The sequence below is a fragment of the Kitasatospora dryopteridis genome (assembly GCF_050749075.1).
In the GTDB taxonomy this organism is placed as follows: Bacteria; Actinomycetota; Actinomycetes; order Streptomycetales; family Streptomycetaceae; genus Kitasatospora.
The window spans coordinates 4,475,936-4,489,060 of sequence record NZ_CP192749.1; the positions used below are offsets into that span (position 1 = coordinate 4,475,936).

The 13,125-nt window shown below is 74.7% G+C and carries 8 protein-coding genes; 5 read left to right on the forward strand and 3 right to left on the reverse strand.

The features are described from left to right. The first annotated feature begins 410 nt into the window (after positions 1-410). The gene (locus ACQ614_RS20475; protein WP_363488699.1) at positions 411-1,292 is read left to right on the forward strand and encodes a DUF3027 domain-containing protein; all 882 of its coding nucleotides are present in this window, start codon (positions 411-413) and stop codon (positions 1,290-1,292) included. A 146-nt stretch (positions 1,293-1,438) separates the two neighbouring features. Beyond that, positions 1,439-4,729, forward strand: a complete 3,291-nt coding sequence (locus ACQ614_RS20480; protein ID WP_431679953.1) for a sacsin N-terminal ATP-binding-like domain-containing protein — start codon at positions 1,439-1,441, stop codon at positions 4,727-4,729. A gap of 22 nt (positions 4,730-4,751) precedes the next feature. Here the strand turns inward: ACQ614_RS20480 and ACQ614_RS20485 are convergent, their stop codons facing one another. Both ACQ614_RS20485 and ACQ614_RS20490 read right to left on the reverse strand, forming a co-directional pair. Then, a complete protein-coding gene (locus ACQ614_RS20485; protein ID WP_431683973.1) occupies positions 4,752-7,154 on the reverse strand; it encodes an HAD-IC family P-type ATPase in 2,403 nt (800 codons plus the stop codon). Between the two features lie 74 nt (positions 7,155-7,228). Then, a complete protein-coding gene (locus ACQ614_RS20490) occupies positions 7,229-7,513 on the reverse strand; it encodes a DUF2530 domain-containing protein (RefSeq protein ID WP_431679954.1) in 285 nt (94 codons plus the stop codon). 249 nt (positions 7,514-7,762) lie between these two features. Between ACQ614_RS20490 and ACQ614_RS20495 the strand changes: the two genes are divergently transcribed. Together ACQ614_RS20495 and ACQ614_RS20500 are read left to right on the forward strand one after the other, a co-directional pair. Beyond that, entirely contained in the window at positions 7,763-9,229 is a 1,467-nt protein-coding gene (locus ACQ614_RS20495; protein ID WP_431679955.1) for an NCS2 family permease, read from the forward strand. A 381-nt stretch (positions 9,230-9,610) separates the two neighbouring features. Further along, a complete protein-coding gene (locus tag ACQ614_RS20500) occupies positions 9,611-11,302 on the forward strand; it encodes a hydrogenase maturation protein (protein WP_431679956.1) in 1,692 nt (563 codons plus the stop codon). A gap of 69 nt (positions 11,303-11,371) precedes the next feature. On the opposite strand, the gene ACQ614_RS20505 is transcribed toward ACQ614_RS20500, so the two are convergent. After that, positions 11,372-12,352: an MHYT domain-containing protein gene (locus ACQ614_RS20505; RefSeq protein WP_431679957.1), complete on the reverse strand. Its 981-nt coding sequence runs from the start codon at positions 12,350-12,352 to the stop codon at positions 11,372-11,374. Between the two features lie 262 nt (positions 12,353-12,614). On the opposite strand from ACQ614_RS20505, the gene ACQ614_RS20510 reads away from it, so the two are divergent. Beyond that, the gene (locus tag ACQ614_RS20510) at positions 12,615-13,055 is read left to right on the forward strand and encodes a MarR family winged helix-turn-helix transcriptional regulator (protein ID WP_431679958.1); all 441 of its coding nucleotides are present in this window, start codon (positions 12,615-12,617) and stop codon (positions 13,053-13,055) included. Positions 13,056-13,125: the final 70 nt, after the last annotated feature.

Consider the following 13,125-nt stretch of genomic DNA (forward strand, 5'->3'; position numbering starts at 1 on the left):
GAGCGCCGGCATCCCGTGGAGGCACAGCCCTCACCCCCGAGGGACCCTCCGGCTGCGGAGTGTCCACGCCGTGCTGCGAGGGGGTCTCGTCCTCCACATACGCCATCCTGCCCGAGAATGACCCGCCGTACGACTGTGACCCGGCGGAGGTTCCGCGACCTGCCGTGCGCCGCCCCGGACTGTGCCGAGGCACCGACCGGCGGGTAGCCTGCACTACGCGCGCACGGGGCGGGACGGACCGGGCGGGGCGGCGCGGCCGGTACCGGGGACTGACCCGGGTCGCGCAGAATGGAAGTGCCCCCTCGTACGGCTTCGGCGGCCTGCGGGGCACCACCCCGGACGGCCCAGGCCGTGCGCGGGACAACCGCCGGACAACAGGACTGGGAGAAATCGACGCCGTGAGCGCTGCGATGCGAAGCCGTACCCCCGACCGGCTCTGTGCCGAAGCCGTCGAACTCGCCCGCCAGGCCGCCGTCGAGATGGTCGGACCGGAGACCGTCGGCGCCCACCTCGGCGCCCGCGCCGAGGCCGACCGCGTCGTCACCCACACCTTCGAGTGCCTCGACGCCGCCTACCGCGGATGGCAGTGGGCGGTCACCGTCGCCCGCGCCCCGCGCGCCAAGAACGTCACCCTCGACGAGGTCGTGCTGCTCCCCGGCGACGACGCCGTCCTGGCCCCGCAGTGGGTGCCGTGGAGCGAGCGGCTGCGCCCCGGCGACATGGGCCCCGGCGACCTCCTCCCCACCGGCGCCGACGACCTGCGGCTGGAGCCCGGCTGGAGCGGCGAGGACGAGCCCGCCCCCAACTCCGCCATCAGCGAGGCCGCGGAGGAGGACGTCGTCCTCACCGACCCGCACATCCAGCCCGCCCCGGCCCGCGCCCGGATCGGCGCGGTCGCCGAGGAGCTCGGCCTCGCCCGGCCCCGGGTGCTCTCCCGGCTCGGCCTCCACCTCGCCGCCGAGCGCTGGGAGACCTCCTTCGGCCCGCAGACGCCGATGGCGCAGGCCGCCCCGGCCAACTGCGACACCTGCGGCTTCCTGATCCCGATCGGCGGCTCGCTCGGGCAGGCGTTCGGCGTGTGCGGCAACGAGTTCGGTCCTGCCGACGGCCAGGTCGTGGCCTTCGGCTACGGCTGCGGCGGCCACTCCGAGGCGGCCGTGCTGCCCGCCCCGCCCACCCCCTCCGAGCTGATCCTCGACGAGACCGTCGTCGAGCCCCTCGCCCTCCACCCCGACCGCACCGGCGGTTCCGTCGAACCCGACGCCCCCGCCGAAGAGCTCGGCCACGCCTGACGCACCCGGCGAGCGCCCGGGGGTGCCCCTCCAGCACCCCGCGCCCCCGGGGTGACCCGTCAGCGCCCCTGGGCCGGAGCTGTCCTCCCGACAGGGGAGAATGCGGACCGTACGCAGGGTGCAGACGGCGGAAGGCGGCAGGGCCAGTGGAGCCTCGGATCATCGGCGGTACGGACGGACGGGCGGCGGACGTCTTCGACACGGCGGGCCTGCGCCACCGCGTCCTGGAGGCATGGACCGCCGCCCCCGCACGCTTCCGTGAGGACGCCAACGCCGAGGAGGAACTCGCCCTCGGCGGTTACCGAGACCGCCTGATCGTCGAGCTAGCCCAGAACGCGGCCGACGCCGCGGCCCGCGCCGGCACCGCCCCCGGCCGCCTGCGGCTGATCCTCCGCGACGGCGTGCTCGCCGCCGCCAACACCGGCGCCCCGCTGGACGCCACCGCGGTGGAGTCGCTCTCCACCCTCCGCGCCTCCGCCAAGCGTTCCGAGGACGCCCGCGCGGTCGGCCGCTTCGGCGTCGGCTTCTCGGCCGTCCTCGCCGTCACCGACGAGCCGGCCGTGCTGTCCTCGCACGGCTCGGTCCGCTGGTCCCTGTCGGAGGCGTACGCGCTGACCGAGGCCCGTTCGCAGCTGGCCGAGGAACTGCGCCGCCGCGAGGGCCACGTCCCGCTGCTGCGGCTGCCCTTCCCTGCGGAGGGCGCGGCCCCGGACGGCTACGACACGGTCGTGGTGCTGCCGCTGCGCGACGCCGCGGCCGAGGACCTGACCCGCCGTCTGCTCGCCGAGATCGACGACGCGCTGCTGCTCACCCTGCCCGGCCTGGCCGAGGTCGTGGTGGAGACGCCGGACGGCGCCCGCACGCTGACCCGGTCCGCGGACGCCCCGCGCCCGGACGGCATCACCACCGTCACCATCACCGACGGCGACCGCGCCACCGTCTGGCAGACCGTCGGCGCCGAGGGAACCGTCGCGGCGGAGCTGCTCGCCGACCGCACCACCGAGGAGCGCGCCCGCCCGTACTGGTCGGTGACCTGGGCCGTCCCGGTCTCCGACACGGGCGTGCCGCAGCAGATGCGGACCACCCCGGTGGTGCACGCGCCGACGCCGAGCGACGAGCCGCTGGGCGTGCCCGCGCTGCTGATCGCCGGCTACCCGCTGGACTCCACCCGCCGGCACGTCGCGCCCGGCCCGCTCACCGACTTCCTCACCGAGCGCGCCGCCGACGCCTACGCCGACCTGCTGCGGGCCCGCGGCGCGGACCTCGGCTCGCTGTCCCTGGTGCCGGGCCGGCTCGGCCACGGCGCGCTGGACAACGCGCTGCGCGCCGCGATCCTCGGCCGGCTGCCCGGCACGCCGTTCCTGCCGCACCCCGGCCCGGTCGAGGACGGCACCCCGGCGCTGCGGCCGCGCGACGCGACGCTGCTGGAGGGCGCCGACACCTCGGTGGTGGCCGCACTGGCACCGATCTTCCCCGGCCTGCTGCCGGCCGGCCTGGAGCGCCGCCCGGAGCTGCGCGCCCTGGAGGTGCGGCGGGTGCCGCTGGCCGAGGTGGTCGACCAGCTCGGCGGCCTGGAGCGCGAGCCCGCCTGGTGGCGCAACCTGTACGCGGCACTGGCGGGGGCCGACCCGGAGGCGCTGGGCGCGCTGCCGGTGCCGCTGGCCGACGGCCGTACCGTCACCGGCCCGCGCCGGGTGCTGCTGCCCTCGGACCCGGCGGACTGGGCGGGCTACGAGGGGTACCCGGACACCCTGGCGGAGGCGCTCGTCCTGCTGGACCTGCGCCTGGCCCACCCGGAGGCGGCGCACCCGCTGCTCGCCAAGCTCGGCGCGGCGACCGCGACCCCGGCCGGGGTGCTGGACACCCCGGAGGTCCGGGCCGCCGTCGCCCGCTCGCTGGAGGTCGGCGAGGACGACTTCGACGCCGCCGTGGACCTCGCGGACGCCGTGCTGGCACTGGTCAGGGCCGCGGAGGCGACTCCGGGCGACCACCCGTGGCTGGCCCGGCTGGCGCTGCCGGACGACGAGGGCGAGCTGACCCGGGCCGGCGAGCTGATCATCCCGGACACCCCGCTCGCCGACCTGGCCCGCGAGGGCGACGCCGCCTTCGTGGACGAGGACCTGCTGGAGCGCTGGGGCCCCGAGGTGCTGGCCGCGGCCGGTGCGCTGGCCGCGTTCGTGCTGGTCCGCGCCGAGGACGTGGTCCTCGACCCGGACGACCTGGAGCGGCTGGACCCGACCGCCCCCGCCGACCGGGCGGTCGGCGGCTCCCCGACCGGCCTGATCGACGAGGCGCCGGACGGCCTCGCCGAGTGGTGCGAGGACGCCCTGGAATCCCTGCACGCCGACGACAGCGGCGAGCTCGGCGTGCCGCCGGTCGCCGCCGAACTGCTCGCCGTGCGGGACCTGGACCTGGTCGACGACTCGGCCTGGCCGGAGGCGCTGGCGGTGCTGGCCCGCCCGCCGTACCGGGACGCCGTGGTCAACCCGGTGCGGACGCTGCTGCCGGACGGCAGGTACGTCGACCTGCCGCCGTACACCGCCTGGTGGCTGCGCGACCACCCGGTGCTGGACGGCCGCGAGCCCGCAGGCCTGCGCGCGGCGGGTGCGGACCCGCTGCTGCGCGGCCTGTACGACGAGGCCCGTACCACCCTGGACGAGCAGTTCCTGCACGCCCTCGGGGTGCGGACCACGCTGGCCGCGCTGCTGGCCGAGCCGCACGGCCCGGAGGAACTGCTGGACCGCCTGGTCGACGACGCCTCCGAGGTCACCCACCGCCAGCTGCACGGCATCCACACCCAGCTGGCCGCGCTGCCCGCCGAGCGCGTCGAACCGCTGGACGTCGTCCGGGCGCTGGCCCCGCTCGACCCGGAGACCGGCCGCCGTCCCGACACCACGGTGGTCGTGGACGCCTCGCAGGCGGTCGTCGCGGACGCCCCCGACCTGGTGGAGCTGCTGCACGACCACGCGGTGCTGCCGGTCGCCCCCGAGCTGGCCGTGGCGCTCGCCGAGCGGCTGCACGTGTCGCTGGCCAGCGAGGTGGCCGGCGGCCGGGTGCTGTCCGAGGGCGTGCTGCACCGCGTTCCGGCGGTGGTCCGCGAACTGCTGCCGGGCTGCCCGGCCGCGTACGAGGAGCACGAGGAGCTGCTGGTGGTCGGCCCGGACGGCGAGGAGGCGAACGTCGACTGGCGCTGGGACACCGCCGCCGACACCCCCGAGGTGCCGTACGCCCCGGAGGAGGCCGAGTCCGGCGACGAGGACGACGAGTTCGAGGTACCGCCGGTTCCGGGCCTGCTGCACGCGGCCACCCCGGAGGGCCTGGCCGCCGGTCTCGCCTGGTCGGTCGGCCAGTGGCACCGCCGCTTCGAGATCCTCGCCGCCCTGGCCGAGCCGGACCGCGCCTACGAACTGCTGAACGCCCGCGACTACGAGTCCTGACCGGCCCGGCCGGGGGCGGCGGTCAGCCGCCGTCCCCGGCCGGTTCGGAGCGCAGCACGATCACCCGCCAGCTGATCTCCAGCAGTACGCCCGCGATCCCGGCGATGATCACGCCGATCCACGGGTCGCGGACGCCCGCCAGCTGCAGCTGGAAGAAGTCGGACAGCCACGGCACCACCAGCACCAGGGCGAAGGCCCCGCCCATCGCCCCGATGAGCAGCAGCCGCCACCACGAGTACGGCCGGGCGACGATCGCCAGCACCCACATCGCGACCAGGAAGAGCGTCAGCGTCGCCACGCTGGTGTCGGCCTCCAGGTCGGTGCCGTTGTTGGCGCGCGCCAGCATGTACGCGGTGAAGGTGGCCGTGCCGGCGATCACCCCGCCCGGCACGGCGAACCGCAGCACCCGCCGGACGAAGCCGGTGCGGGCCCGCTCGTTGTTCGGCGCCAGCGCGAGGAAGAACGCCGGCACGCCGATGGTCAGGGTGGACAGCACGGTGGAGTGCCGCGGCAGGAACGGGTACGGCACATGGGTGAAGACCACCAGCAGGGCGAGCAGCACCGAGTAGACGGTCTTCACCAGGAAGAGGTTGGCGACCCGTTCGATGTTGCCGATCACCCGCCGCCCCTCGGCGACCACCGACGGCAGGGTGGCGAAGGAGTCGTCGAGCAGGACGATCTGGGCGACCGCCCGGGTGGCGTCGCTGCCGGTGCCCATGGCGACGCCGATGTCGGCGTCCTTCAGGGCGAGCACGTCGTTGACGCCGTCCCCGGTCATCGCCACGGTGTGCCCGCGCGACTGGAGGGCGCCGACCAGGTCGCGCTTCTGCGCGGGGGTGACCCGGCCGAAGACGGACGTCCGGTCGGCGGTGTCGGCGAAGGCCGTCTCGTCGTCGCGGGGCAGCGTCCGGGCGTCCACCGGGTCGTCGGCGCCGGGCAGCCCGAGGTGGGCGGCGACCGCGCCGACGGCCACCGCGGCGTCCCCGGAGATCACCTTGGCCCGGACCCGCTGCTGCTCGAAGTAGCGCAGGGTGTCGGCGGCGTCGGCGCGCAGCCGCTGCTGCAGCACCACCAGGGCGCACGGCTCCAGCCGGGCCGCCGGGTCCGGGGCGTCCAGCGGTAGCGGGGAGCGGCCGAGCAGCAGTACCCGCAGGCCGCGCGCGCCGAGCCCGTCCGCCTCGGCCAGCGCCGGGTGCCCGGCGGGGAGCAGCACGTCGGGGGCGCCGAGCAGCCAGCTGGCCTCGCCGCCCTGCGGTTCGGCGAGCCGGGCCGCGCTCCACTTGCGGGCGGAGGAGAACGGCACCGCCTCGACCACCCGCCAGCGGCCGTCCGGGGGCGGCCCGTAGGCGTCGATCACGGCCTTCATCGAGGGGTTCGGCCGGGCGTCGGCGCCGCCGAGCGCGCCGAGCACCTCGCCGAGCGGTCCGGCGCCGGGCCCGGGGCTGCCGTCGGCGAGCGGCCGCAGCTCCAGCAGGTCCATGCCGCCCTCGGTGAGGGTGCCGGTCTTGTCCAGGCACACCGTGTCGACCCGGGCCAGACCCTCGATCGCGGGCAGCTCCTGCACCAGGCACTTCTTGCGGCCGAGCCGCACCACGCCGATCGCGAAGGCCACCGAGGTCAGCAGCACCAGCCCCTCCGGCACCATCGGCACGATGCCGGCCACCATCCGGCGGACGGCCTCCTGCCAGTCGTGCCGTTCCACGGCGAGCTGGCTGACGATCAGCCCGATCGCGGTGGGCACCAGCAGCCAGGTGATGAACTTGAGGATCTCGTTGATGCCGCTGCGCAGCTCGGAGCGGACGAGGGTGAAGCGGCTGGCCTCCTCGGCGAGCTGGGCCGCGTACGCCTCCCGGCCGACCTTGGTGGCGGTGAACGCGCCGGAGCCGGCGACCACGAAGCTGCCGGACATCACCTGGTCGCCGGGGCGTTTGAGGACGGCGTCGGGCTCGCCGGTGAGCAGCGACTCGTCGATCTCCAGGCCGTCGGCCTCGGTGACCGCGCCGTCCACCACCACCTTGTCGCCGATGCCGAGCAGCACGGTGTCGTCGAGCACGATCTCGGCGGTGGCCACGGACTGCTCGGTGCCGTCCCGGCGGACCTGCGGGCGGGCCTCGCCGATCAGCGCGAGGCTGTCGAGGGTCCGCTTGGCGCGCAGCTCCTGGACGATGCCGATCGCGGTGTTGGCCACGATGACCAGGCCGAACAGACCGTCCTGGATCGGGCCGACGACCAGGATGATGGCGAACATCACGCCGATGATCGCGTTGAAGCGGGTGAAGACGTTGGCCCGGACGATCTCGCGGACGGAGCGGCTGGAGCGGACGGGGACGTCGTTGACCTGGCCGCGGGCGACCCGCTCGGCGACCTCGGCCGCCGTGAGCCCGCCCCGACGCCCTGGCGGTCCCGGGTGTCCTGCCTCGGCCATGCCCTCCGCGGGATGCGTCATGGCACCGACTCTAGGTGGGCACCCGGTCGGGTGCCGCCCTGCCGGGGGAGCGGTCAGTCCAGACGAGTGGCGGGGCCCTCGGCGGTCTCGGCCTCGGCGGCGCGGGCGCGGCGGATGGCGTCCCGGCGGGACCGGCAGTACCAGAGGCCGATCAGCCCCAGCAGGCCGCCGGAGAGGCAGATCCACGGCCAGGTGCCGTGGTCGTGGGCCTCGAGGGTGCTCTTGAAGGGCAGCAGGGCGAGGAAGGCGACGAACCACAGCACCGTGCCGCCGCCGACGATGGCGACGTCGTTGGCCTCCAGGGGCGGGGGCGAGGGGCGCAGCGGGGTCTTCGGCATGGCCCCTAGGGTACGGGGCGGCCGGGCGACGACAGCGGGGTGGCGGCCCCGCACCACCGATTCCGTCGCGGACAGCCGTAAGGGGCAATGCTCTACGCGCGAAGATGGCGTGTGCACGAGCGGAAACTCATACTTGTGCTTCCGGTTGCTGCTACGCGCGTCATTCCGATGCCCCCAGGCCGCCGGCGGACCAGGTCAGCGCTGCCCCCGGTCCCTCCTCCCGTGCCCCCACCCGACGAGGACCCCCGCATGTCTCCGCAGGCCCAGTCGACGCCCGTGCTCGACGAGACCTCCGCGCCCTCCGCCTCCCCCAGGCCCCCGGCCGGCCCGCTCGACCGCTTCTTCCGGATCACCGAGCGCGGCTCCACGCTGCCCCGGGAGATCCGCGGCGGCATCGCCACCTTCTTCACCATGGCCTACATCCTGGTGCTGAACCCGATCATCCTGGCCAACGCCACGGACATGACCGGCGCGCACCTGGACAGCGGGCAGCTGGTCACCGCGACCGCCCTCACCGCGGGCCTCACCACCCTGCTGATGGGCGTCGTCGGCAACGTGCCGATCGCCCTCGCGGCCGGCCTCGGCGTCAACAGCATCGTCGCCCTCCAGCTCGCCCCGCGGATGACCTGGGCCGAGGCGATGGGCATGGTCGTCCTCGCGGGCCTCGCCATCCTCGTCCTGGTCGCCACCGGCCTGCGCGAGCGGGTGATGAACGCGGTGCCGCTCGGCCTGCGCAAGGCCATCGCGATCGGCATCGGCCTGTTCATCGCCCTGATCGGCCTGGTCGACGCCGGCTTCGTCAGCCGCATCCCGGACGCCGCGCACACCACCGTCCCGCTGCAGCTCGGCGGCAGCGGCCACCTGACCGGCTGGCCGGTGCTGGTCTTCGTGCTCGGCCTGGTGCTCACCCTCGTGCTGCTGGTCCGCAAGGTGCCGGGCGCGATCCTGATCGGCATCGTCGCCGCCACCGCGGTCGCCCTGGTGATCGAGCAGGTCGCCGGCCTCGGCCAGGGCTGGGGCCTCACCGTGCCGACCTGGCCCGGCAGCCCGGTCGCCGCCCCCGACTTCGGCCTGGTCGGCGAGGTCGACCTGTTCGGCGGCTTCCACCACGCCGGCGCGCTCACCGGTGCGCTGTTCGTCTTCACCGTCCTGATGTCCTGCTTCTTCGACGCGATGGGCACCATCCTCGGCGTCGCCGACGAGGCGCACCTGCTGGACGGGAAGGGCGACCTGCCGGGCATCAACAAGATCCTCATGGTGGACGGCATCGCCACCGCCGCCGGCGGCGCCACCTCCTGCTCCGCCAACACCTGCTACGTCGAGTCCACCGCGGGCGTCGGCGAGGGCGCGCGGACGGGCTTCGCCTCGATCGTCACCGGCGCGCTGTTCCTGCTGGCGCTCTTCCTCACCCCGGTCGCCACCATGGTCCCCGCGCAGGCGGCCACCCCGGCGCTGGTCGCCGTCGGCTTCCTGATCCTGGCCAACTCGATCAAGGAGATCGACTGGGCCGACCACACCATCGCGATCCCGGCCTTCCTGACCATCGTCCTGATGCCGTTCACCTACTCCATCACCAACGGCCTCGGCATGGGTTTCATCGCCTTCTGCGTGCTGCGCCTGGCCGCAGGCCGGGGCCGCGAGGTGCCGGTGGCGATGTACGCGGTGTCCGCGGTGTTCGCCTTCTACTACCTGATGCCGGCGCTCGGCCTGCTCTGATCCGCGCCGCAGCCGACGGGCCCTCCCCCGACACCGGGGAGGGCCCGTCGGCGTTCCCGGGCCGGCGTGCGGGCAGCCGGGGGAGGCGCAGAGCAGCGCACAAGGGGGCGTGCGGGTGGCGATCCGGCGTCGATTCGACGAAGGGGGCGCGTGTTCGGGGCGGGTGTTGTGCAAGGCATGGCGACACGCCCCGATCTGGCAACTTGCGTGTGCATGACCATGCTTGGATGGCCGAATCCCGCCGTGCGGCAGCCCGGACCCCCGACCCGGACGCCCCGCCCCGGTGCCGCGGGCAGCGTGCCCGGGTAGGCAGTCGGGCACCCGGAGCCGACCGGACGGGCCATCCCCCCACAACCGCTGACATGTCGTCGGAGGGCCACCTTGCGCATCCTGCTGGTCGCCAGCGCCTTCAACAGCCTCACCCAGCGCGTCCACACCGAGCTGCGCGGCCGCGGCCACACCGTGGCCGTCGAGCTCGCCCTGGGCGACGAACCCGTCCGCGCCGCCGTGAGCGGCTTCGCCCCCGATCTCGTCCTCGCCCCGATGCTCACCCGGGCCGTGCCCGAGGACGTGTGGAGCCGGCACACCGTGCTGATCGTCCACCCCGGCCCCAAGGGCGACCGCGGCCCTTCCTCCCTCGACTGGGCCATCCACGAGGGCGCCGAGGAGTGGGGCGTCACGGTGCTCCAGGCCGTCGCCGAGATGGACGCCGGCCCGATCTGGGCCTCCGTCCCCTTCACCCTGCCGCCCTGCGGCAAGAGCGAGGCCTACCGCAACGAGGTCGCCGACGCCGCCCTGGAGGCCGTCCTGCTCGCCGTCGAGCGGTACGAGAGCGGCTGGTTCGAACCGGAGCCGCTCGACTACACCCGCTGGGACGTCCGCGGCCGCCTGCGGCCCTACCACGCCCAGGAGTACCGCCGGATCGACTGGGCCCGCGACGACACCGCCACCGTGCTGCGCAAACTCCGCTCCGGCGACTCCCAGCCGGGCGTCCTCGACGAGCTGTACGGCCGCGAGTACTTCCTGCACGGCGGCCACCCCGAGGACGTGCTGCGCGGCGCGGCCGGCGCCGTCCTCGCCACCCGCGAGGGCGCGGTCTGCCGCGCCACCGCCGACGGCGCCGTGTGGATCCCGCAGCTGCGCCCGCGCCGCACCCCCGGCGGCCCGGCCACCTTCAAGCTGCCCGCCGCCCAGGTGCTCGGCGACCTCCTCGCCGGGGTGCCCGAGGTGCCCGTCACCCCCTACGACGCGGCCCGCCGCACCACCTGGTCCCAACTGCGCTACCGCGAGCACGCCGGCGTCGGCTACCTCGAATTCGCCTTCCCCGGCGGCGCGATGAGCACCGAGCAGTGCCGCCGCCTGCTCGCCGCCTACCGGGAGGCCTGCACCCGGCCCACCGGCGTCGTCGTGCTCGGCCCCGCCCGGGACTTCTACTCCAACGGCATCCACCTCAACACCATCGAGGCCGCCGCCGACCCCGCCGAGGAGTCCTGGCAGAACATCAACGCCATGGACGACCTGGTCGAGGCGGTCCTCACCACCACCGACAAGGTCACCGTCTCGGCGCTGGCCGGCAACGCCGCGGCCGGCGGCATGATGCTCGCCGCCGCCGCCGACGAGGTCTGGTGCCGGGCCTCCGCCGTGCTCAACCCGCACTACCGGCTGATGGGCCTGTACGGCTCCGAGTACTGGACGTACACGCTGCCCCGCCGGGTCGGCGAGGAGAACGCCCGCCGGCTCACCGCCGCCGCACTGCCGGTGGGCGCCCGGGAGGCCGGGGAGATCGGGCTGGTCGACCGCGTCCGGCGCGGCAGTGCCGGAGAGTTCCGCCGCTGGGTGGAACGGGAGGCCGCAGCGATCGCCGCCTCGCCCGAACTCGGCACCCGGCTGCTGGAGAAGAAGCGCCGCCGGGCCGCGGACGAGGCCGAGAAGCCGCTCTCCGCCTACCGCGCGGAGGAACTGGCGCACATGCGGCGCAACTTCACCGCCCCGGACGAGCCCTACCACCGCCTGCGGCGGGACTTCGTCCACAAGGTCTGCCCCACCGCCACCCCGGAACACCTGCGGGGCTGAGGCTCCCCGCCGGGGCGTGGGGGCCACCCAGGGGCGTGGGGAACTGCGCCCCTGGGCGGCCCGACCGGTTCAGTAGCGGGGCTGGTCGTCGGGCTGGGGGCCGGACCAGGCCGGGACGATGCGGCCCGAGACCGGGGCGGAGGCCGTGGGCCGGGCCCGCCGGCCGCTGCGCTGGCCGAAGGCGCCCTGGCCGTACGGGGAGCCGAGGTCGTCCTGCCGGGACCCCGCGCCCTGCAGCGGCCACTCCGGCCAGTCGTCCGGCGCCCGGCGGGCGGCCTTCTTCGGCGGCAGCGGTGCGGCCGGGCCGGTCAGCACGGGCTGCGAGCGGTGCTGCTTGCTCGGTGCCACCGCGAAGGCCAGGGCGCTGATGAAGACGTAGGTGCCGAAGCCGACCGCCAGCGGGAAGACGAACTGCAGCGCGACCGGACCGGACGGGGTGCGGTCGGTGTCGGTGAGGTGCACCGAGACCGCGAGCATGCCGGTGAAGTGCATCGCGCAGACGGCCACGCCCATCACCGGGGAGGCCGCCATGACGGCCGCGGTCCCCTTGATGTTCAGCGCCGCCCACAGTGCGGCGGTCGCGGCGAGGACGGCGATCGCGACGGAGGCGCCGACCAGCACGGGGTCGTAGCTCAGCCGGCCGGGCAGCTGTACCGCGGCCATGCCCATGTAGTGCATCGCCGCGACGCCGAGGCCGGTGGCCACGCCGCCGACCAGCAGGGCGCTCCGCGACCGGGTGCTGTGGCCGACGGTGAAGAGGCCGATGCCGACGAAGCCGATGGCGACCAGCAGGCTGGCCAGGGTCAGCGGGACGTTGTAGCGGATCTCGGCGCCGCTCACGGCGAAGCCGAGCATGGCGACGAAGTGCATGCTCCAGATGCCCCCGCCGAGCGAGACCGTCCCGAGCAGCAGCCAGTTGCGCTTGGAGCGCCCCTCGGCGAGCAGGGCCCAGCGGGTACTGCGCAGGGCGACCAGGGCGCCGAGGCAGGCGATGAGGTACGAGGACGCCGGTGTCACCCAGCCGTAGACAGCGTGGTGGATGTGACCCAAGAGGACTCCCGGGACGGAGTGGGGGTGCACAGTGCCGGCGTGCTGTGTTCCTGACAACAGCGAACCCTAGCCACCCCCTCCGCTCGTGGGCAACGCCGGGAGATTCGGTGAACTCGCAGGTCAGTAGCGGTACTTCACGTTAGGGGCAAGATCTCGTCACCGGAGATTGACGCGATGTCCCGCCCACCTCCGCATGGCGCCGGCGGGTGGGCGGCCGGGCCTCGTAAAGGATTTTCCTTAGAAAGGGTAATGACGTAGGCTAATGACCATGCCCGAGATGTCCGAGGACGATCTTGCAGCGATCAGCCAGCTGCGCTCGTCCACGATGCGCCTTGCCCGTCGGCTGAGACACCAGCGTGTCGAGGAGTCGCTGAGCCCCACCGAGATGGGGGTGCTCGGCACCCTGGCGCGCTGCGGCAAGGCAACCCCTGGCGAGCTCGCCCGGCGCGAGCACGTCCAGCCGCCGTCCATGACGCGGATCATCGCGATGCTGGAGGAGAAGGGGCTGGTGCGGCGCGAGCCGCACCCGGACGACCGCCGCCAGGTGGTCGTCAGCAGCACCGAGCAGGCCGAGGCGATCCTCATGGAGAGCCGGCGGCGGCGGAACGCCTGGCTGGCCGAACTGGCCGAAGGGCTGACCGAGGAGGAATGGGCGCTGGTCCGCGCGGCGGCACCGGCGCTCTACAAGCTCGCGCACCTCTGACGAGCACGACATCCCACGGCACCGAACGAAGGAGTACCGCATCACCGCAGGACACATCCGCGACACCAGT